The organism is Vibrio cyclitrophicus, from assembly GCF_024347435.1.
In the GTDB taxonomy this organism is placed as follows: domain Bacteria; phylum Pseudomonadota; class Gammaproteobacteria; order Enterobacterales; family Vibrionaceae; genus Vibrio; species Vibrio cyclitrophicus.
This window is the reverse complement of the sequence record NZ_AP025480.1, coordinates 996,900-1,018,932: the sequence shown is the minus strand read 5'-3', so window position 1 is coordinate 1,018,932 and position 22,033 is coordinate 996,900. Positions and strand designations below refer to the sequence as shown.

Annotated in this window: 21 protein-coding genes; 16 read left to right on the top strand and 5 right to left on the bottom strand. The window is 43.9% G+C overall.

The genetic code is table 11. The features are described from left to right. The first annotated feature begins 241 nt into the window (after positions 1-241). From rsxA to OCW38_RS04740, 9 genes are all read left to right on the top strand, one after another. Positions 242-820: an electron transport complex subunit RsxA gene (gene rsxA, locus OCW38_RS04780; protein ID WP_004734039.1), complete on the top strand. Its 579-nt coding sequence runs from the start codon at positions 242-244 to the stop codon at positions 818-820. Positions 821-822: 2 nt separating this feature from the next. Continuing rightward, positions 823-1,416, top strand: a complete 594-nt coding sequence (rsxB, locus tag OCW38_RS04775) for an electron transport complex subunit RsxB (protein WP_004734040.1) — start codon at positions 823-825, stop codon at positions 1,414-1,416. Positions 1,417-1,427: 11 nt separating this feature from the next. Further along, positions 1,428-4,115 (top strand): electron transport complex subunit RsxC, encoded by a 2,688-nt coding sequence (gene rsxC, locus OCW38_RS04770; RefSeq protein WP_261895267.1) that lies wholly within the window; start codon positions 1,428-1,430, stop codon positions 4,113-4,115. Beyond that, on the top strand, positions 4,115-5,161 hold the full coding sequence (gene rsxD / locus OCW38_RS04765; protein ID WP_261895265.1) for an electron transport complex subunit RsxD: 1,047 nt from the start codon (positions 4,115-4,117) through the stop codon (positions 5,159-5,161). Before rsxC ends, rsxD begins: the two co-directional genes overlap by 1 nt. A gap of 13 nt (positions 5,162-5,174) precedes the next feature. After that, positions 5,175-5,804, top strand: coding sequence for an electron transport complex subunit RsxG (rsxG, locus tag OCW38_RS04760; protein WP_261895262.1), 630 nt, complete (start codon positions 5,175-5,177; stop codon positions 5,802-5,804). Next, entirely contained in the window at positions 5,804-6,496 is a 693-nt protein-coding gene (locus OCW38_RS04755; RefSeq protein ID WP_016783805.1) for an electron transport complex subunit E, read from the top strand. The genes rsxG and OCW38_RS04755 overlap by 1 nt, the downstream gene beginning before the upstream one ends. A gap of 183 nt (positions 6,497-6,679) precedes the next feature. Next, complete coding sequence (nth, locus tag OCW38_RS04750) at positions 6,680-7,315, top strand: endonuclease III (RefSeq protein WP_010437137.1); 636 nt, start codon at positions 6,680-6,682, stop codon at positions 7,313-7,315. A gap of 158 nt (positions 7,316-7,473) precedes the next feature. After that, positions 7,474-7,890, top strand: coding sequence for a lactoylglutathione lyase (gene gloA, locus OCW38_RS04745; protein WP_004734046.1), 417 nt, complete (start codon positions 7,474-7,476; stop codon positions 7,888-7,890). A 204-nt stretch (positions 7,891-8,094) separates the two neighbouring features. After that, positions 8,095-8,529, top strand: a complete 435-nt coding sequence (locus OCW38_RS04740) for a DUF2753 domain-containing protein (RefSeq protein ID WP_261895259.1) — start codon at positions 8,095-8,097, stop codon at positions 8,527-8,529. Positions 8,530-8,656: 127 nt separating this feature from the next. Here OCW38_RS04740 and motY read toward each other — a convergent pair whose 3' ends face one another. Further along, positions 8,657-9,538, bottom strand: coding sequence for a flagellar protein MotY (gene motY, locus OCW38_RS04735; RefSeq protein WP_010437120.1), 882 nt, complete (start codon positions 9,536-9,538; stop codon positions 8,657-8,659). Between the two features lie 188 nt (positions 9,539-9,726). Here motY and rnt point away from each other — a divergent pair, with 188 nt between their 5' ends. Both rnt and OCW38_RS04725 read left to right on the top strand, forming a co-directional pair. After that, complete coding sequence (rnt, locus tag OCW38_RS04730; RefSeq protein WP_010437118.1) at positions 9,727-10,377, top strand: ribonuclease T; 651 nt, start codon at positions 9,727-9,729, stop codon at positions 10,375-10,377. 58 nt (positions 10,378-10,435) lie between these two features. Then, complete coding sequence (locus tag OCW38_RS04725; RefSeq protein WP_010437117.1) at positions 10,436-11,761, top strand: Na+/H+ antiporter family protein; 1,326 nt, start codon at positions 10,436-10,438, stop codon at positions 11,759-11,761. A 209-nt stretch (positions 11,762-11,970) separates the two neighbouring features. Here the strand turns inward: OCW38_RS04725 and OCW38_RS04720 are convergent, their stop codons facing one another. Together OCW38_RS04720 and OCW38_RS04715 are read right to left on the bottom strand one after the other, a co-directional pair. Continuing rightward, positions 11,971-12,600 carry a DsbA family protein gene (locus tag OCW38_RS04720; RefSeq protein ID WP_010437114.1) on the bottom strand — a complete coding sequence of 210 codons (630 nt, stop codon included), beginning with the start codon at positions 12,598-12,600 and terminating at the stop codon, positions 11,971-11,973. A 99-nt stretch (positions 12,601-12,699) separates the two neighbouring features. Further along, the gene (locus OCW38_RS04715) at positions 12,700-13,038 is read right to left on the bottom strand and encodes a Grx4 family monothiol glutaredoxin (RefSeq protein WP_009848715.1); all 339 of its coding nucleotides are present in this window, start codon (positions 13,036-13,038) and stop codon (positions 12,700-12,702) included. Between the two features lie 269 nt (positions 13,039-13,307). Here OCW38_RS04715 and sodB point away from each other — a divergent pair, with 269 nt between their 5' ends. The 3 genes from sodB to OCW38_RS04700 all read left to right on the top strand — a co-directional run bounded on the left by sodB (position 13,308) and on the right by OCW38_RS04700 (position 15,611). Beyond that, positions 13,308-13,892: a superoxide dismutase [Fe] gene (gene sodB, locus OCW38_RS04710; RefSeq protein ID WP_010437112.1), complete on the top strand. Its 585-nt coding sequence runs from the start codon at positions 13,308-13,310 to the stop codon at positions 13,890-13,892. A gap of 265 nt (positions 13,893-14,157) precedes the next feature. Continuing rightward, positions 14,158-14,661: a VC2046/SO_2500 family protein gene (locus OCW38_RS04705; protein ID WP_261895256.1), complete on the top strand. Its 504-nt coding sequence runs from the start codon at positions 14,158-14,160 to the stop codon at positions 14,659-14,661. A 266-nt stretch (positions 14,662-14,927) separates the two neighbouring features. Beyond that, a complete protein-coding gene (locus OCW38_RS04700) occupies positions 14,928-15,611 on the top strand; it encodes an SDR family oxidoreductase (RefSeq protein WP_016769061.1) in 684 nt (227 codons plus the stop codon). A gap of 151 nt (positions 15,612-15,762) precedes the next feature. Here the strand turns inward: OCW38_RS04700 and adhE are convergent, their stop codons facing one another. Beyond that, on the bottom strand, positions 15,763-18,468 hold the full coding sequence (gene adhE, locus OCW38_RS04695; protein WP_016769062.1) for a bifunctional acetaldehyde-CoA/alcohol dehydrogenase: 2,706 nt from the start codon (positions 18,466-18,468) through the stop codon (positions 15,763-15,765). Positions 18,469-19,107: 639 nt separating this feature from the next. Here adhE and OCW38_RS04690 point away from each other — a divergent pair. Together OCW38_RS04690 and OCW38_RS04685 are read left to right on the top strand one after the other, a co-directional pair. After that, a complete protein-coding gene (locus OCW38_RS04690; protein ID WP_010437104.1) occupies positions 19,108-19,746 on the top strand; it encodes a YchE family NAAT transporter in 639 nt (212 codons plus the stop codon). Positions 19,747-19,889: 143 nt separating this feature from the next. Beyond that, positions 19,890-20,735: an ion transporter gene (locus OCW38_RS04685; RefSeq protein WP_010437102.1), complete on the top strand. Its 846-nt coding sequence runs from the start codon at positions 19,890-19,892 to the stop codon at positions 20,733-20,735. 64 nt (positions 20,736-20,799) lie between these two features. Here the strand turns inward: OCW38_RS04685 and asd are convergent, their stop codons facing one another. Further along, a complete protein-coding gene (gene asd, locus OCW38_RS04680) occupies positions 20,800-21,918 on the bottom strand; it encodes an aspartate-semialdehyde dehydrogenase (protein ID WP_010437100.1) in 1,119 nt (372 codons plus the stop codon). Positions 21,919-22,033: the final 115 nt, after the last annotated feature.

The following is a 22,033-nucleotide window of genomic DNA, read 5'->3' as shown; positions in this document are numbered from 1 at the left end:
ACGTAATTTTGCCCCTCAATACTGTTTACAAAAAATAGGATTGATTAGATGAGTTATCATTGAGTTAATCTTATTTTTTATTACGATCAAATACCCACCTATACTTAACCTGACCCATCTTAATTAAACGATTACCTGGTTATTTTTTCACCAAGCATCTAAATCCCTAGTGATCCTTGGTTGTTATTAGGCGAGCAAAGCAGGATAATATCGGGATCGGAATCTCAAGAATTAATCCATTATGACCGAATACCTTTTGTTGTTGGTTGGCACAGTGCTGGTCAATAACTTTGTGCTAGTGAAGTTTTTAGGGCTATGTCCTTTCATGGGAGTCTCCAAGAAACTGGAGACTGCGATTGGCATGGGCCTCGCGACGACTTTCGTTCTGACGTTAGCGTCGGTATCTGCATACCTAGTAGAAACCTACATCCTTACCCCTCTGGGTATTGAATACCTGCGTACCATGAGCTTCATTTTGGTTATCGCGGTGGTCGTTCAATTTACGGAAATGGTCGTTCACAAAACCAGCCCGACTCTTTATCGCCTATTGGGTATCTTCCTGCCTCTTATCACCACCAACTGTGCGGTATTAGGTGTGGCACTTTTGAACATCAATGAAAACCACAACTTCATTCAGTCGATCATCTATGGTTTTGGCGCTGCGGTGGGTTTCTCTCTTGTATTGATCCTATTTGCTGCGATGCGTGAACGTATTGCGGTTGCTGATGTTCCAATGCCCTTCAAAGGCGCATCGATTGCGATGATCACAGCAGGCTTAATGTCTCTGGCATTTATGGGCTTTACTGGGTTGGTGAAATAAGCATGAGTACCATTTTAATTGCGATCATTGCGCTAGCCGTTTTAGCCGCTGTTTTTGGCGCTATTTTGGGCTTTGCTTCTATCCGCTTTAAAGTTGAAGCCGATCCTATCGTCGATCAAATCGATACCATCTTACCGCAAACTCAATGTGGTCAATGTGGCTACCCAGGTTGTCGCCCATACGCAGAGGCGATCGCTAACGGAGACAAGATCAACAAATGTCCTCCGGGCGGCCAAGCAACTATTGAGAAGCTAGCAGACTTAATGGGCGTAGAAGTTGAAGACTCCGCTCATGATTTAGATAACAAAGTAAAAACCGTTGCCTTCATTCATGAAGATATGTGTATCGGCTGTACTAAGTGTATTCAAGCCTGCCCTGTTGACGCCATTGTTGGTGGTACCAAGGCACTACACACAGTAATTAAAGATGAATGTACAGGTTGTGATCTATGTGTCGCACCGTGCCCTACTGACTGTATCGAAATGATTCCAGTGGCAACAACGACTGAAAATTGGAAATGGCAGATGAACATCATTCCTGTTACTGATATCACTAACCAAGCCACTGATGCGACTGCATCAGAGCCAAAAGCATAGGGTTAGTTGGTATGATCTCTTTAATTGAACAAATTCGCACGGGCTCTATTTGGGATTTCCCGGGCGGCGTGCATCCTGCTGAAAACAAAAAACAGTCAAATACTACCGATATCACCCATGCAAGGCTTCCTGAAGAAATCGTTCTTCCAGTGAAACAGCACATCGGTAAGCCCGGTAACCTATTGGTTGCTGTTGGTGACACCGTACTAAAAGGTCAACAACTGACGGCCTTAGATACGGGTTTTACTTTGCCAGTACATGCACCAACTTCGGGTGTGATTACCGCTATTGAACCAAGAACCACCGCTCACCCTTCAGGTCTGAGCGAAATGTGCGTGGTTATTAAACCTGATGGCTTAGACACTTGGATTGAAAAAAATCCAGTTGAAGACTTTTCTAAAAAAACCTCTGACGAACTGCTGGATGTGATTCGCCAAGCCGGTATTTCAGGCATGGGCGGCGCGGGCTTCCCTACGGCTAAGAAGCTTCAATCAGGTTTAGGTCGTACCGACATTTTGATCGTCAACGCTGCTGAGTGTGAACCTTACATCACCTCAGATGACAAGTTGCTTCAAGAGCATGCCAACGAAGTTTTAAAAGGCATTGAAGTGGTTGAACATATCCTTCGACCAAAGCTGACCGTTATCGGTATTGAAGACAACAAACCTGATGCAATAAAAGCACTTGAGGTTGCAGCGAAAAACAAAGACATCGTCATTCGAGTTATCCCAACTAAATACCCTTCGGGTGGTGAGAAACAGCTCATCAAGATCCTCACCAATAAAGAGGTTCCAGCTGGTGGTATACCTGCAGATATTGGTGTTTTGGTTCAAAACGTCGGTTCTCTCTACTCTATTAAAAGAGCAGTGGTTGACGGCGAGCCCGTTATCAACCGTGTTGTGACTTTAACAGGGAAGACCTTTAAGCAACCTCGCAACGTATGGGCACTATTAGGTACACCAGTACACGAGTTACTGGAAGAGTTTGGCTACAAAGCGGATAAAAAGCTGCCGCGATTGATTTTGGGCGGCCCTATGATGGGCTTCACTTTACCACATGCTAATGTGCCAATTACCAAAACGTCCAACTGTATTTTAGCGCCGACACGCCGTGAAATTTCGCCAAGCACTTATGAAATGGAATGTATTCGATGCAGTGCTTGTGCCGAAGCATGTCCTGCGTCATTGCTCCCTCAACAACTGCAATGGCATGCGAAAGCCAACGAGTTGGATAAGTGTGAAGAACTAAATATTAAAGACTGCATTGAATGTGGTGCTTGTGCCTTTGTCTGCCCAAGTGAAATTCCTCTTGTTCAGTACTATCGCCAAGCGAAAGCAGAAATCAAAACAAGAAAAGACGAAGCAACAGCTGCAGAACGCGCCAAGATTCGTTTCGAAGAAAAAAACGCTCGCATGGAGCGTGACAAAGCAGAGCGTGAAAACCGCTTCAAGAAAGCCGCTGACAACCGTCGTAAAGACATGAAGTCTACGGATGGCGATGATGCGATTGCAGCTGCGATTGCTCGCGTTAAAGCGCAAAAAACCGCGGCAGACCAAGCTCCTAATGCGGAACCGGCTGTAAAACCTGCGGTTGCAGCGGCTATTGCTAGAGCAAAAGCAAAACAAGCTGCGGCCCAGAAAGCAAATGACGCAGAACCAGATAACTCTGAAATGTCTAAGCTACGTGAAGAGCGTAAACGTCAAGCACGAGAACGTAAAGCACAGCAAGCTGCAACGGATAATCCAACAGAAAGCTCTGGCGATGCTAAGAAAGATGCCGTCGCTGCAGCGATTGCTCGCGCTAAAGCGAAGAAAGCACAACAAACAGAGCCTGCTTCTGAAGCTCCAACTGAAAGTAGTGTCGACGCTAAGAAAGATGCCGTCGCTGCAGCGATTGCTCGTGCTAAAGCGAAGAAAGCACAACAAACAGAGTCTGCTTCTGAAGCTCCGGTTGAAAAATCAGGTGACGCTAAGAAAGATGCGGTTGCTGCTGCAATAGCTCGCGCTAAAGCCAAGAAAGCACAACAAACAGAGTCTGCTTCTGAAGCTCCGGTTGAAAAATCAGGTGACGCTAAGAAAGATGCGGTTGCTGCTGCAATAGCTCGCGCCAAAGCCAAGAAAGCACAACAAGCTAAACAGGAAGAGACAACTGAAACTCCTGAGCCCGAGGCTCCAGAAGAATCTGTCGATCCTAAAAAAGCTGCCGTTGCCGCTGCAATAGCTCGCGCTAAAGCGAAGAAAGCACAACAAGCTAAACAGGAAGAGACAACTGAAACTCCTGAGCCCGAGGCTCCAGAAGAATCTGTCGATCCTAAAAAAGCTGCCGTTGCCGCTGCAATAGCTCGCGCTAAAGCGAAGAAAGCACAACAAGCTAAGCAGATCGAAACAGAAGCAACGACTACTGAACCTGTAATTGAAATTGAAGTGGAAGCTGATATTCAGTCAGAACCAGTCGATCCTAAAAAAGCAGCAGTTGCTGCCGCAATAGCTCGTGCTAAAGCGAAGAAAGCACAACAAGCTAAGCAGATCGAAACAGAAGCAACGACTACTGAACCTGTAATTGAAATTGAAGTGGAAGCTGATATTCAGTCAGAACCAATCGATCCTAAAAAAGCAGCAGTTGCTGCCGCAATAGCTCGTGCTAAAGCAAGAAAGGCGCAGCAAGAGCAAGACAAAAAGAATAATGAGGAGAAAGAGTAGTGGCCTTCTTTATCGCCAGCTCACCGCACGCGCACAATCGTAGAAGCACCCCTGATCTCATGAAATGGGTCGCTATTTGTGCGTTGCCAGGTCTACTAGCTCAAACCTACTTCTTTGGATGGGGTACGCTCATCCAATTAGTATTTGCTATTGCACTTGCTGTTACCTTTGAAACCGCTGTAATGTTGCTAAGAAAACGTCCGCCAGTGATGGCATTGCGTGATTACAGTGCGGTTGTTACCGCTTGGCTGCTGAGCGTCGCGATTCCCCCACACTCTCCGTGGTGGATTCTAGTCATCGGTATGTTCTTCGCTATAATCATCGCAAAACACCTTTATGGCGGCCTTGGGCAAAACCCATTTAATCCCGCGATGGTGGCTTACGTTGTTTTGCTGATCTCATTTCCAGTTCAGATGACCAGCTGGAATGCGCCGACCAGCTTAACCGCTGAGGCAACGAGTTTTGTTGACTCCTTCTTGATGATCTTTACTGGTTTCAATAATGAAGGTTTATCTCTACAACAAGCGCGTCTTGGTATTGATGGCACCACGATGGCAACGCCACTCGATGCATTCAAAACCGCATTAACGGCGGGTAACACAGCTTCTGAAGCTCTGTCTCAACCACAATTCAGCTGGTTAGCTGGCGTGGGTTGGGAATGGGTAAACCTTGCTTATCTTGTTGGTGGCCTAGTGTTGATCAAACAACGTGTGATTCAATGGCATATTCCGGTAGCTTTCATCGGCAGCCTTGCGCTGTTTAGCCTGGTATTCTTAATCTTAATTCCAGGTGAAACCGCGTCTCCAACCATTCACCTATTGTCTGGCGCGACTATGCTTGGCGCATTCTTCATTGCAACCGACCCAGTTTCAGCCTCGACGACAGTGAAAGGTCGTTTGGTATTTGGTGCGCTGATCGGTGGTCTAGTATTTATCATCCGCAGCTGGGGTGGCTTCCCTGATGGCGTAGCGTTTGCTGTGTTGTTAGCCAACATGTGTGTTCCACTGATTGACTACTACACCAAACCTCGTACATACGGCCACTAAGGGAGCGGATACCATGCTAAATGCAATAAAGAAAAACGGTCTTGTACTTGCGATTTTTGCCTGCGCTTCGACAGGTTTGGTGGCCGTTACTCACTACCTGACCAAAGATCAGATCAAACAGCAAGAACAGGCTCAGTTACTGTCTGTGCTTAACCAAGTGATCCCGCACAATCTTCATGACAACGAGCTGTTTTCAGCTTGTACTTTGGTGGAAGCTGAGGAGCTTGGAACAGAACAAGCAATGCCGGCTTATATTGCTACACTCAACGGTGAGCCTAGCGCGATTGCGATCGAAGCCATCGCACCTGATGGCTACAATGGTGCAATAAAAGTAATTGTTGGGATGAAAATTGACGGTACTATTTTAGGTACTCGCGTTCTTTCACACCAAGAAACTCCAGGTCTGGGTGATAAAATTGATTTACGAGTGACTGATTGGATACTCTCATTTTCGGGTAAACAAGTAACTGACTCTAACCTTGAGCGTTGGAAAGTTCGTAAAGATGGTGGCGATTTTGACCAATTTACCGGCGCAACCATTACACCGAGAGCCGTCGTAAAATCAGTGAAACAAGCGGTTCAGTACGTTAACCAAAACAACCAAGCATTGCTTGCTCAACCTCTAAATTGTGGCGGTGAATAATGAGTGACCATAAAACACTAATTAAAAATGGCATGTGGGCCAACAACCCTGCCCTAGTGCAACTTCTTGGGCTGTGTCCATTACTGGCTGTGTCGTCAACGGTGACCAACGCGCTTGGGTTAGGCATTGCTACATTGCTTGTATTAGTCGGTTCGAACGTCTGTGTATCTTTGGTTCGTCACCATGTACCAAAAGAAGTTCGAATCCCAGTATTCGTGATGATCATTGCTTCACTGGTAACCTGTGTTCAACTTCTGATGAATGCTTACGCGTATGGCCTTTACCTATCTTTGGGTATCTTCATACCACTGATTGTAACCAACTGTATCATCATTGGCCGAGCGGAAGCCTTTGCTTCAAAAAATGCAGTTTTACCTGCTGCTCAAGATGGTTTTTGGATGGGTCTTGGCATGACATCGGTACTGGTTGTATTGGGTGCGATGCGTGAGGTTATTGGTAACGGAACCCTTTTTGATGGTGCAGACCTACTTCTTGGCGACTGGGCTTCAGTGTTACGAATCCAGATATTCCAATTTGATAACAGCTTCTTGCTAGCCCTGCTTCCACCAGGTGCCTTTATTGGTGTTGGTTTCTTGATTGCTTTGAAAAACATCATCGACAACCAAGTAAAATCTAGGCAGCCAAAACAAGAAAAACCAGCCATTGAACGCGCTCGCGTTACCAATGCTTAATAAGTTACAGTAGCTTAAACCCTGCTGAGTAGCTCAACCGCTCAGCAGATAATTAGATTGACCAAGTACACATAATAATGACGCTCATAAGAGCGCGTAACCGATGATAAAGCCTGAGCATTTAGAGTTTATTGAATACCAACTCCGGAGCTCAAGCCCTAACTATTTGAAAGTAATGTCGCTATGAACAATGTAAAACGAGTAGAAATACTTGAGCGTTTAAGAGAAAACAATCCAAAGCCAGAAACCGAGCTTAACTGGAACAGCCCTTTCGAGTTGCTGATCGCCGTGCTCTTATCTGCGCAGGCAACTGATGTCAGCGTCAACAAAGCCACTGATAAGCTTTACCCAGTGGCTAATACTCCACAAGCTATTTTCGACCTAGGTGTCGATGGCTTAAAAGAGTACATCAAGACAATCGGCCTCTTTAATTCGAAAGCAGAAAACACCATTAAAACGTGTCGCATGCTGCTTGACCTACATAATGGTGAAGTACCGGAAGATCGCGCTGCATTAGAAGCCCTTCCTGGTGTTGGCCGTAAAACAGCCAACGTGGTATTGAATACTGCTTTCGGTTGGCCAACCATTGCCGTTGATACCCACATCTACCGCGTATCAAACCGCACTAAATTAGCGATGGGCAAAACGGTCGACGATGTTGAAGCTAAGCTGCTCAAAGTCATTCCCAAAGAATTCAAACTGGATGTCCACCATTGGCTCATTCTTCATGGACGTTATACCTGTGTCGCGCGTAAACCACGTTGTGGCAGCTGTATCATTGAGGATTTGTGTGAGTTCAAGGAAAAAACAGACGTCTAAGCTCATAAGCTGTTAGCCCAAAGCTAAGAAGCTAAGAAGCTAAGAAGCTAAGAAGCTAAGAAGCTAAGAAGCTAAGAAGCTAAACCGTGCCGCACTTTTCTGGCGGCATAAAACAGAATTACAAAAAACGTAAACATAGTTAACGCTAGGAGCAAATCATGTCAAACGGTCGTATTTTACACACCATGCTACGAGTTGGTGATCTAGATAAATCTATCGAGTTCTACACCAACGTAATGGGCATGCAACTATTACGTAAGAACGAAAATAAAGAGTACGAATACACACTGGCTTTTGTTGGCTTTGGTGACGAATCTCAAGGTGCTGTTATTGAGTTAACTTACAATTGGGGCACAACTGAATACGACCTAGGCTCAGCTTTCGGTCACGTAGCGATCGGTGTTGATGATATCTACACTACGTGTGACGCGATTAAAGCCGCTGGCGGTAACGTGACTCGTGAAGCCGGCCCTGTAAAAGGCGGTTCTACTCACATTGCATTCGTAAAAGACCCTGACGGCTACATGATTGAGCTTATTCAGAACAAACAAGCAAGTGCAGGCCTCGAAGGTTAGTCACTAACCATTGCGATACTAGGCTTTGAAAGCAAGAGCTAAATTAATGCACAAGAGAAGCGAGCACTATGCTCGCTTCTTTTTTATCAATTCATTCATAATCAATATTCTTTACCCACTATTATTCACAATCTCATCGATGAAACTTTACATGATAATGATTATCATTTAAATTAAGCCCATCTTGATTAGTGAGGTTATACAATGATTAGCGAATGGGAAAAACACACGTTACTTGCCGATACTGCATTGCAACTCGACGATCCTGTACGAAGCATTCTTCACTATCAGCAGGCGTTGAATTTAAGCGAAGAAATTACTGAGCGTACTGATATTCAGGCCGATGAACGCTTACTGATTTCGGTCATCTCTTGCCACAACCTTGCTCAGTTTTGGCGATGGGCGGGCGATAAAGAATATGAACTTAAGTACCTTCAGCTTGCCTCTGAAAAGGTCCTGACACTGATTCCTCAGTGCCCTAATACGCAATGCTCTAGCTTTATAGATTCTATTGGTTGTTGTAAAAAAGCCCTTATCGATTTCATGAAACGCCATCCAAATCCTAAAATAGCCTCTATGGTTGAAAAAATCGATACTGCGACCAACTGTGAAATGATTGCTCGGTTCCGCTTGAATTAATGGTTGCCTCGAATAATTAGAGCCAAATCGACATGTTATCCAAACAAAAAATGCCCATCACGTAGATAGGCATTTTTATCTTTATCTTTATCTTTATCTTTATCTTTATCTAGACAAGCTATTCAGTTTAAACCTGTGTACGGCCTAAAGAGATCACAACGCGTCGGTTTTTATCTTTACCAATTGGCGAGTTGTTGTCAGCAATCGGGCGACGCTTACCATAACCTTGAACTTGAATACGGTCTTCTGGCAAACCGAGTGACTTAAAGTACTCTCTTAGTGATTCGGCTCTTCGTTCTGAAAGGTTTTGGCTGATGCCTTTACTGTCAGCAGAATCGGTATACGTGGCCACTAGCACAAGATCAATATCTTGGTTGTAGCGAACGTAATCAGCAATCTGGCTTAGCCTGTTACGTGACGATTTGTTCAACTGGTCGCTGTTACGATCGTAGTGCAAAATGGTAAAAGAGATATCTTCAAAGCTATAAGGCAACAAATTGGCAATACAGTCACTAAACACATTGTACTTTTCTTGAAATAGCACTGACGATAAAGATACCTCAATCCGCTGATCTCGGCTCTGCCATTCTTGATAACTGAATGTCGGGTAGCGACCTTTCTCCAACTCGCTCAATATCCCCCAAGCTGTTTGACCACCTACATAGCCGTCAAATTGTTGGAAGAACTTGATGGTTGTCATGCGATCAGCACTCTCGCCCGGACGCCAAGGTGGCGGCATAGAAATCAAGCTAACATTACGTGTTGCTCCCATTGGACGACGCATTTTAAGTTCAAAGTCCAAAATAATTTTTTTGCTTGCACGAGATGAAAACTCAGCATCACCGAAATTGGGAATCGGATGAACTAAACGACATTCGAGTGGTGTATTGGCCACCATCTCCCATTCCGACTGTTGAGGAGATGCTCCGTAACGCTTTTCTTGTGCCAATACCGATGACGACATAAGTAGCGAAAATAACATTGAACCTGTTATGAGTTGTTTCTTCATAAAGTGGAGTATCTCTTAAGCAATTCGTTTAACAATGCAGCCAATTGCCGCATATTTCTATCGAGTTTAAATATGCAAATATCAAGCCGCAATAGAGTGGCTAATTTATTAATTATTGCCGTTCCCTAGTTTTTATCACTGCTATTATCTGCAATAATGTAGCCTTAATCACACTTATTTGGGCTAACATGACTGTAGAAAACGAAGCTCTGACCCTAAAAAACCGCTTTCGTGGCTATTTTCCCGTGGTCATCGACGTGGAAACCGCAGGGTTTAACGCAGAAACAGATGCATTATTAGAGATCTGTGCCATTACATTAAGAATGGATGAGAACGGAGATCTGCAACCTGCATCAACGCTTCATTTTCACATTGAGCCTTTTGAAGGCGCAAATATAGAGCAGGCAGCATTAGACTTTAACGGAATTAAAGACCCATTTAGCCCATTACGTGGTGCTGTGTCGGAGCAAGAAGCCCTTAAAGAAATCTACAAGCTAGTGAGAAAAGAACAAAAAGCTTCAGATTGCAGTCGCGCAATCATGGTCGCTCACAATGCTACATTCGATTTAAACTTCGTAAATGCAGCAAGTGAGCGTTGTAAGCTTAAACGCGTCCCTTTCCATCCATTTGCAACTTTTGATACTGCAGCTCTTAGTGGTCTTGCCTACGGTCAAACCGTTTTGGCTAAAGCTTGCCGCACTGCTGGGATGGAATTTGACAACAAAGAAGCACACTCTGCTTTGTATGATACGCAAAAAACCACAGAGTTATTTTGCGGCATTGTAAACAAATGGAAAGCCCTTGGTGGTTGGCCTCTTGTTGACGAACAACAAAAATAGAATCGGTAAACGTTCGTTCGTATTGCCTTCATAAAAAACACAACATCTCGAGAATAATATGAATCCTGTTGTAATTTCAGTTTGCATCATGCTTGTTTTAGCTTTGATGCGCGTAAATGTAGTTGTTGCTCTCACGTTCAGTGCAATTATCGGTGGCGTAGCCTCTGGTATGGGTCTGAACGACGCTGTAGCTGCTTTCGAAAGTGGATTAGGTGGCGGTGCAACTATCGCACTTAGCTACGCAATGCTTGGTACTTTTGCTGTTGCTATCTCTAGGTCTGGTATCACAGACCTACTAGCTCAAAGCGTAATCAAGCGTATTCACGGCAAAGAGAACAGCGCGGCATCTAATGGTCTTAAGTACGGTATCCTTGCGTCTTTGATCTTAGTGACCATGTCTTCACAAAACGTGATTCCTGTACATATCGCCTTTATCCCAATCTTAATCCCACCTCTATTAGGCGTATTCGCAAAAATGAACCTAGACCGTCGTCTAGTTGCGTGTGTACTTACTTTTGGTCTAATCACACCTTACATGGTGTTACCGATTGGTTTTGGCGGTATCTTCTTAAACAACATCCTACTAAAAAACCTTCATGACAACGGTCTTGAAAGCGTAGTAGCAAGCCAAGTACCAATGGCCATGTTGTTACCAGCAGCCGGCATGATCTTCGGCCTTCTAACGGCGGTATTCTTTACTTACCGTAAACCTCGCCAATACAAAGAAACGTCTCACACTGTTGTTTCAACAGAAGTAAAAGAGATCAACAAGAAGCACATCCTAGTAGCGGCAGCTGGTATCGTTGCTGCATTAACCGTTCAACTGTCGACGGGCTCTATGATCATCGGTGCTCTGGCTGGTTTCATGGTATTCACCTTCGGTGGCGTAATTGCTTGGAAAGAGACACACGATGTCTTCACTAAGGGTGTTCACATGATGGCAATGATCGGCTTTATCATGATTGCAGCAGCAGGTTTTGCAGCAGTGATGAAACAGACTGGTGGTGTTGAATCTCTAGTTGAAGCACTTTCAACAAGTATCGGTGACAACAAGCCTCTAGCAGCTCTGCTTATGCTGGTAGTCGGCTTATTAGTAACAATGGGTATTGGCTCTTCGTTCTCGACGATTCCAATCCTTGCAACTATCTACGTTCCTCTAGCGGCGGCATTTGGTTTCTCACCAATGGCCACTATCGCGCTAGTGGGTACAGCGGCAGCGCTAGGTGATGCTGGTTCTCCGGCTTCTGACTCAACATTAGGTCCGACATCTGGTCTAAATGCTGATGGTCAACACGAACACGTATGGGAAACCGTCGTACCAACATTCTTGCACTACAACATCCCACTGATCGTATTCGGTTGGATTGCAGCTATGGTTCTGTAATTAGGTTCTGTAGTAAAGAACCTAAGCTATTATTACAAAGACCGCCTCGTGCGGTCTTTTTTGTATCTGGGATATCTCTTGCTCTTTTATTCTCTCTTACCCTTTAGCACCTCAATAAACTCATTGCGCCAGATAAAAGAAAAGGCTTACTGTTGTAAGTAAGCCTTCAAAGTAGTGTGAACTAATTGAGAGTTAGAGCTCTCATTGAACTAAGCAGTAGGAGCGCTATTCACAAGTACTTCACGAATAGATTTAAGCGTCGTCTCCGACGAATGGTAATCCAACGCAACCTCAGTGAAGATACCGTTAACTTCAAGCATTAACGTTGGGTAAGAATGTACGCCTATCGCTTCTTTAAAGCCTAACTGGTCATCCAATTCACTTTCCAATAGTTTGCTAGAAAGATCATTTTCAAACTGTTGTACGTTCATACCCAACTCTTCAGCGAGTTGCAGATGAGTATCTTGGCTGTGTGGCAACATCGCACGCAAATAGTAAGCATGTTGAATCGCTTCAAGCATGGCTTCATAGTGGTCTTGAAAACCAGCAGCTATCACAGCGCGGCACGCTGGATAGGTGCTTCGCACAGGTTTGCACTCAGTCCAAAATTCGTGGTTAAACTCAGTACCCAGCTTAGCTTCGATCTGCTTCCAGATAGCCTGAAGCTTGCCTTTCATCTCCTCAGACATTGGCTCATCAGAATCAGGAGCTAAACCGCCAACTACGTAATTAAACTCAATGCTCGCAGGCAATTGTTGTTTCAATAACTCAAGTGTTGGCTTGTATCCCCAACACCAGCTGCACATTGGGTCATGTACATAATGAAGTTTCACGTCCATTGTTCATTCCTTATTGAGTCAATGACTCAATCAATTAAAACAAAAAAGGAGCCTAATTAAGGCCCCTCATTTTATCTATTCAAGCAAAAAAGCGAGAACTTACTCAGCGTCATCGCCAGCAACTTTAGCCGCTGCTTCTTTAACGATTGGCTGAAGTTCACCTTTTTGGAACATCTCAAGAATGATGTCACAACCACCGATTAGCTCACCTTCAACCCAAAGTTGTGGGAAAGTTGGCCATTGTGCGTAAGCTGGAAGCTCTGCACGGATATCAGGGTTTTGTAGAATGTCTACATATGCAAATTTTTCGCCACACGCCATTAGAGCTTGAGATGCTTGAGAAGAAAAACCACAGCTTGGCAGCTTAGGAGAACCTTTCATGTAAAGTAGAATGGTGTTTTCTTCAATTTGCTGTTTGATTTTATCGATAGTTTCCATTGCTTCCTCGTTAATGGATTACGGCTTTCATTGCCTTTATTCTACCCCAAACCAAAAGAATAAAAACCATATAAAAAAAATGGTTAACAAGTTAAGCTAACAATTCACACAAAAGTGATGAATTAAGCTTTTAATAAAGTAAAAACTTGCTAAACTATATCGCAAGTCAGCAAATTGACCATGGTTGTCAGTATAACCAGCCATGAATAATAATATCACTGGAAGCAATCGAAAGAGTTAACTCTTTCATATCAATGGAGAATTGAGCAATGGCATTTGAACTACCGGCTCTTCCTTACGCGAAAGACGCGCTAGAACCACATATCTCAGCAGAAACGCTAGATTTCCACCACGGTAAGCACCACAACACTTACGTTGTTAAACTAAACGGTCTTATCCCAGGTACTGAGTTTGAAGGCAAAACACTAGAAGAAATCATTAAGACTTCTACTGGTGGTGTTTTCAATAACGCTGCTCAAATCTGGAACCACACGTTCTACTGGCACTGTCTTGCTCCTAAAGCAGGCGGCGAACCAACTGGCGCTGTTGCAGAAGCTATCAACGCCGCATTCGGTTCTTTCGAAGAATTCAAAGCAAAATTCACTGATTCAGCAATCAACAACTTCGGTTCTTCTTGGACTTGGTTAGTTAAAAAAGCTGACGGTTCTCTAGACATCGTTAACACTTCTAACGCTGCAACTCCTCTAACAGAAGAAGGTGTTACTCCACTTCTAACTGTTGACCTATGGGAACACGCTTACTACATCGATTTCCGCAATGTTCGCCCAGACTACATGGCTGCATTCTGGAACCTAGTAAACTGGTCTTTCGTAGAAGAGAACCTAGCTAAGTAATTTTTACTTATGCTGCGCTATTAATAGCGAGTGACTTATTGAAAGCTCATGCCTCGGCGTGAGCTTTTTTGTATCCGTCGTATTTTCAGCTTGAACATGGAAGGTGAAATGAGTTAACAGAGCTTGTTTTATCACCGACTCCTTCAGTTACCCCTAATCGAAACTAAGCTCTTATCTGCTCTACATAGATTATGTATTTGTCTGTAATTAAACACTAAAGTTTGCCGACTCCGTGCCGTTAAAGGTGTATCAAATGAGAGGCAACATGCAAATACACACTTTAGACAAAGCAGGAATCATCAACGAACTAAAGTTCGGCATCGGGATCAACCAAGCGGTTGAACAAGGTCGCCGTGCAGATTTCGCGTTGCTGCTATCCATGTTCTCTAATGATGTCCGCGATTGTACTCCTATAAATACTATCGAGGTAACCGAGACTAGCGAAGATCGCCTGCGCAAACAATTTGGTGTCGCTGCACCTCAACAATTGCGTTCTGATCAATCCTCATACGAAATTTCTGCACAACAGTCGAATTACTTTCATCAAGCAAGCCTTGCTAGTGCAAAACTAAGTCATTACTTAAAACCAGAAGCACTGGCTTTTATGCCTGAAGATACTGGCGATTTTCCCGAAGACGTCTACCAAAACCTTTCAGGTCACGACCGACGGAAACTTGCAAATAAGCACTTACCTGAATTACCTAATGCGACTCTTTACAACGATCTCTCTACCGCTCAACGTCAGTATCAAATTCAGGCCCAAGTATAGTCACAACAAACCTTACCTCACTGCCTGCTCATCAGCTCCTAAATTGTATCCCTTAAGCAATTGATGTGAGTGATATGAACCACTAGTCTTAGGCACACTCAAAATACAAATTGTGGGTTACGTCTTGAAGTTACTACAAAATGTGAGCTGCCACTAAGTTCATACAAACTTATCAATTGGTACGTCTTAGTTTGAACCAATTCACACCCGTTGTATGAAATTTAACCCATCCTTAAACGACATAGATTATTTTCTTAGGTGTTTGGATGGAAATAAAAAGCTCAATCATATTGGTGACATCAGCAGGCTCGCGCTTGGGAGGAACGATTGCGAACCACTTTGTTAACCTTGGAGCCACCGTTATCCTTTGTGATAAAGATCCTACAGCACTGCAAGAAACCTATACCCAATGCTCTCGACTCTCTGATTCGGTCTACCGCTATACGCTCGAAAGTAATCATAACCAAGCCATACTAGCGGTCTTCGATTTTGTCCAGCACACCTTCAATACGACACCTGATGTGTTAGTTAACAACTGGATCAGCGTTCCAATGCCAAGTTTGATTGGCGACCAACCCGTCAGTAGTTATATTGATGATTTATCTTCGAAAGCCTCTACCCTTTTTGCATTTGGCCAGATAAGTGCTGAGCGATTACGAGAAGAAGATAAAGAAGGCGTGATCGTCAATGTGATCTCTCATGATGATTTCAGTGATGTATCAGGTTTAGAAAGTGCTAACTCAATGATTACCGGCTTTACCCATAGTTGGGCTAAGGAACTCACCCCATTCGGGATACGAGTTGGTGGGGTCGTTCCTGCCGTTCACAATGCAGACGGAAAACTCAACCGATGTCATTGGGCTCAACTACAAGATGAACTGACCAGAACAACCGAGTACATCATTTCTAATGACTACTTCAGCGGACGTGTCGTCGCTGCCGAAGTGTAGATCCTTTTTATTTTCTTACTTTTTATATTGTTAGTTTTAACCTAACCGACCACATAAAAAAGCCCCAGTCTCTCGACTGGGGCTTTGTTCTTTTCCCGATTAGATAAGGTTCGTGCTAGCGAAAACTTATCTCAAAACTAATGCTTACTTATTATGCGTTAGCTTTTTCTTTTTTAGCTTTTGGCGCTTTCGCGTCAGCTGGCTTTTGATCTGCTTTCTTAAGGATAACTGTAGTACCTTCGAAAGTTTCGCCTTCAACGTATGGTTGGCCGAAGTAAGAAGTTGTTAGAACTTCTTTTAGCTCAGTGATTAGAGGGTAACGTGGGTTAGCACCTGTACACTGGTCATCGAACGCTTCAACAGCTAGCTCGTCTAGTTTAGCGATGAAGTCAGACTCGTTAACACCCGCAGCTTGGATAGATAGTGGGATGTCTAGGTCAACTTTAAGCTCTTCTAACCAAGTCAGTAGACGTTCAATCTTCTGAGCAGTACGGTCACCAGCTTGGCTTAGGCCTAGGTGGTCAGCAACTTCAGCGTAACGACGACGTGCTTGTGGACGATCGTACTGAGAGAATGCAGTCTGCTTAGTTGGGTTATCGTTCGCGTTGTAACGTACAACGTTAGAGATAAGCAGTGCGTTAGCAAGACCGTGTGGTAGGTGGAACTCAGCACCAATTTTGTGAGCCATTGAGTGACACACACCTAGGAATGCGTTCGCAAATGCTACACCAGCGATAGTTGCTGCGTTGTGTACTTTCTCACGAGCGATTGGGTCAGCTGCACCATTTTTGTAGCTTGATGGTAGGTATTCTTTAAGCATCTTAAGAGCTTGAAGAGCTTGGCCGTCTGAGTATTCGTTCGCAAGAACAGATACGTAAGCTTCAAGAGCGTGAGTTACTGCATCGTAACCACCGAATGCTGTTAGAGACTTAGGCATGTTCATTACTAGGTTAGCATCAACAACAGCCATGTTTGGCGTAATTTCGTAATCAGCTAGTGGGTACTTAGCACCAGTCTTGTCGTCTGTAACAACCGCGAATGGAGTAACCTCTGAACCCGTACCAGAAGTCGTAGTGATACATACAAGCTCAGCTTTTTTACCCATTTTAGGGAACTTGTAGATACGTTTACGGATATCCATAAAGCGCATTGCTAGTTCCGCGAAGTGAGTTTCTGGGTGCTCGTACATAACCCACATGATCTTAGCAGCATCCATTGGAGAACCGCCACCTAGAGCAAGGATTACGTCAGGTTGGAAGCTCTTCATTGCTTCAGCGCCTTTCTCAACAACAGACAGTGTTGGATCCGCTTCTACATCGAAGAATACTTGAACTTCAATACCTTGTGCTTTAAGGATTTGTACTACGTCGTCTGCGTAACCGTTGTTGAATAGGAAACGGTCCGTTACTAGGAATGCGCGTTTCTTACCTTCTAGGTCGCTCATAGCGATTGGAAGGCTGCCACGACGGAAGTAGATAGACTTAGGTAGTTTGTGCCACAACATATTTTCAGCTCGCTTCGCTACAGTTTTCTTGTTGATAAGGTGCTTAGGACCTACGTTCTCAGAGATAGAGTTACCACCCCATGAACCACAACCAAGAGTTAGAGAAGGTGCAACGTTGAAGTTGTACAGGTCACCGATACCACCGTGAGTAGTAGGGATGTTGATTAAGATACGAGCCGTCTTCATCTTGTCACCGAAGTAACGAATGCGGTCTGCGTTAGTATCTTGGTTAGTGTAAAGACCAGATGTGTGACCGATACCACCGATTTCAACCATTGTTACAGCTTGAGCGACAGCATCTTCGAAATCGTCTGCGCGGAATAGACCTAGAGTCGGAGACAGTTTTTCATGAGCGAATTCGTCATCGTAAGAAACTTTACCAAGGCCTTCACCAACAAGTACTTTTGTATCAGCAGGAACTTTAACACCCGCCATTTCAGCGATTGCTGGAGCAGGTTGACCTACGATTTTAGCGTTTAGGTTGCCGTCGATAAGAAGAACTTTACGAACTTTATCTGCGTCAGTTTTAGATAGAACGTGAGCTTTGTGAGAAGCAAAACGCGCTTTAACTTCGTCATATACTTCGCTAACTACGATTGCAGCTTGCTCAGAAGCACATACAACACCGTTATCGAATGTTTTAGACATAAGGATAGATGCTACAGCACGTTTGATGTCAGCTGTTTCATCGATAACTACAGGAACGTTACCAGCACCAACACCGATCGCAGGCTTACCAGAAGAGTATGCTGCTTTAACCATGCCTGGACCACCAGTAGCAAGGATAAGTGCGATACCGTCATGCTTCATCAGCGCGTTAGAAAGCTCTACCGATGGTTGGTCGATCCAACCGATGATGTCTTTTGGAGCACCAGCTGCTACCGCTGCGTCTAAAACCAGTTTAGCTGCATCGTTTGTTGAATTCTTTGCACGTGGGTGTGGCGAGAAGATGATGCCGTTACGTGTCTTAAGAGAGATTAGAGATTTGAAGATTGCTGTTGAAGTTGGGTTCGTTGTTGGAACGATACCACAGATGATACCTACAGGCTCAGCGATAGTCATAGTGCCTAGGCTTTCATCTTCTTCTAAGATGCCACATGTTTTTTCGTCTTTGTATTTGTTGTAGATAAATTCTGAAGCGAAGTGGTTTTTGATAACTTTATCTTCAACAATACCCATTCCAGATTCAGCAACGGCTTGTTGAGCCAAAGGAATACGAGCATGGTTAGCAGCAAGAGAAGCTGCACGGAAGATTGCGTCTACTTTCTCTTGAGAGAATGTTGCGAACTCTTCTTGAGCTGCTTTAACGCGAGCTACTAGAGCATCAAGTTCCGCTAAGTTAGTTACAGGCATGGTGGATCTCCTAAAATAATAAATATTAAAAACTTTTTATTAATTTCACTGCTTGTCTTTAACCCTAATTCACAGCGTTCTTAGTAAATTGCTTTCAGGGCTGAGTATATTATTTCACAGTGTGAAAAAAATTGACCCAGATCAGTTACCCAAAAATAATTAACCAGAAAGTAGTAAGGCAATCGCAAAAATAAACTTAAGAGTCTGATTTATATAGATTAAAGTCACACTTTTCGTTAGCGCAAAAAACAAGCAAACAGACAAAGTTTTTTTACATAGAGTCATAACTTGTAAAAAACTTTCATTTTTAGTCCGTTAAATTACATGTATACAGCTGTATTCGTGCTACTGAGAGTATATCCATAGCGTTGCACGGGCTAGATTCTGACATATTTTTTATTAATTTCGTGCGACAGTTAACATTTACTCAATAAGATATTACAAAATGAAACACCAACGACTAGCTTGCAACAAGGCTAGTACAAAAGTGAGATTCAATTAGTTTTTCTAAGAAAAATCCCCTATTTCGCGTTAGTTTTTTTCATTCGTGAAATTTAGAATTGTCACTTACATTACGCGCTCTGACTATGTACAGATCAAACCCCTCAATCCTAAGAACGCTATCTGGAGATCGCTCTCATGCAAGGTTTAGAACTCGCAATTTTTATGCAATTCTTCCTTGGGCTTGTTGCTGCCGTAAACCCAATCGGCATAATGCCTGTTTTTGTTTCTCTTACTGCTCATATGCCCCCAGAAGAGAGGAATAGGACAGCCTTACAAGCCAACGTTGCTGTTGCCGTTATCTTGATTGTGTCGCTTGTCGCGGGACAATTGCTTTTAGACATGTTCAGCATCTCTCTCGACTCATTTCGAGTTGCAGGCGGCTTGCTATTATTGAGCATCGCATTTTCGATGATGAGCGGTAAGCTCGGTGAAGATAAGCAGAACAAGCAAGAGAAGTCTGAATACATTAGCAAAGAGCAAATTGGGGTCGTTCCTCTAGCGATGCCTTTAATGGCTGGCCCTGGTGCAATCAGTTCGACCATTGTTTATGGTTCTCGCTATCCAGCCGCGATTGATACAGTAGGAATCGGCCTTAGCATTATTGCTTTCGCGACTTGCTCTTGGCTTCTGTTCCGTTCTGCGCCAGTTATCGTTCGCTTTCTTGGTCAAACAGGAATTAATGTTATCACCCGTATCATGGGCTTGATTCTGGGAGCACTCGGCATCGAATTCATTGCAAACGGGTTACGTAACCTATTTCCAGGATTAGCATAACAATATCGGTATAACCCGCCGTTGTGGGGACTCAGCATTGATATTAACGAGGCGAGTAAAGTGGTTAGGCTTTCACTCGCCTCATGATTATGAAGCTTGTATAATCACAGTTAATACATTTAACAAAAGGTGAACTTCACCCTATGTCACGTCAGCCTCTTAAGCATCATTTGTACGTCATTATTTTTGGTACTCATACTCCAGCAGGACGTGCATTTGATATCTCTCTGATCATTGCGATCGTCGTTTCATTGATCGTGCTAATCTTAGAGTCAATCCCGAGCGTGATGACCGAATGGTCACAGCAGTTACGTTACATCGAATACAGCTTCACAGCACTATTCACACTAGAATACTTATTGAGGCTTTATTGCTCCCCAAAACCTAAGTCCTATGCCACCAGCTTCTATGGAGTGGTTGACCTACTCGCCATTCTTCCAACATACCTTGCAATCATCTTCCCAGGTGCTTCGTTCATGGGTGTGGTCAGGCTGTTACGTGTCATGCGCATATTCAGAATTCTTAAGCTGGTTCGTTATTTACAAGACTCCAATATCCTGCTGCGTTCGCTATTAATGGCAAGAAGAAAAATACTTATCTTTTTCAGCACTGTTGGCATCCTCGTCACTATCTTTGGGTCACTAATTTTTGTCATTGAGGGGCCTGAAAATGGCTTCACAAGTATCCCTCAAAGTATCTACTGGGCAATTGTGACAATCACGACGGTGGGTTACGGAGACATCACCCCACAAACCGCGTTTGGCAAAGCTATCGCATCACTGACCATGCTATTGGGTTACTCTATTTTAGCGGTGCCTACAGGGATAATTACCGCAGAACTCAGCAATGAAATGAACTCTCATAAAGAGTTGGTTAAGTGCCCTAACTGTAACCGTGCAGGCCATGATTCGGATGCCATGTATTGCAAGCACTGTGCAAGTGAGTTAGCAGATCCAGACAAACGAGTCGTCGCCAAAGATCCAGACTAAGCATCAGATACAAAAAAAGCGCCTTAAGGCGCTTCTTCTTTAATTATTATCAGAGATGAGGCAGTTACGCTTTCTCAGAAAGAATAATACGTAATGTACGACGTAGTGGTTCTGCAGCACCCCACAGCAGTTGGTCACCAACAGTGAATGCGTTCAGGAAGTCGTTACCCATAGACATCTTACGTAGACGACCTACTGGTACAGACATCGTGCCTGTTACTTTCGCTGGTGTTAGTTCCTGTGCCGTAATGTCACGGTCATTAGGAATCACTTTAACCCAATCATTGTGTGTCGCGATTATCTCTTCAATCTCGTCCATTGGAACGTCTTGCTTAAGCTTGATTGTTAGTGCTTGAGCGTGACAACGCATTGCGCCGATTCGCACACAAGTACCGTCAATTGGGATTGGCTGACCATCTAAGCCGAGAATCTTATTCGCTTCAACGCCCGCTTTCCACTCTTCTTTACTTTGACCATTTTCACGTTTCACATCGATCCAAGGAATCAACGAGCCTGCAAGAGGTGCACCAAATTGATCAGTTGGGAATGAAGATGAACGAATGGTGTCTGCCACTTTTTTATCAATATCAAGAATTGAGCTTGAAGGGTTAGCTAACTCAGAGCTAACGCTATCGTTGATAACACCCATTTGCGAAATCAGTTCGCGCATGTTCTTAGCACCAGCGCCGGATGCCGCCTGGTACGTCATGGCACTCATCCACTCAACCATGCCTTTCTCATATAAACCACCCAAAGCCATAAGCATTAAGCTCACGGTACAGTTACCACCAACGAAAGTGTTAGTGCCACCGTGGATGCCTTGTTGGATTTGAGCCAAGTTAACAGGATCAAGAGTGATGATTGAATCAGCGTCCATACGTAAAGTAGAAGCTGCATCAATCCAGTAACCTTTCCAACCTGCTTGACGCAATGCTGGGTATACTTTTGATGTGTAATCGCCACCTTGACAGGTAATCACGGCATCAAGCTGTTTTAGGCTATCAATATCAAAAGCGTCTTGAAGTAGACCCGCATCTTTACCACCTAAAACAGGGGAAGGAATACCAATCTGAGATGTGCTGTAATAAACAGGCTCAATTAGGTCGAAATCTTTCTCTTCAACCATACGTTGCATCAGTACAGAACCAACCATACCGCGCCAACCAACTAGACCTACTCTCATCGCTCACTCTCCATGTATAAATTAAAAATTGCTCTCCCCCATCTATAAGTTTTTCAGAAACAGAACTCAAGTGCTTTTTGTCAAAAAGTGTAACTTTTTCGTTTCTTTTAAGTGA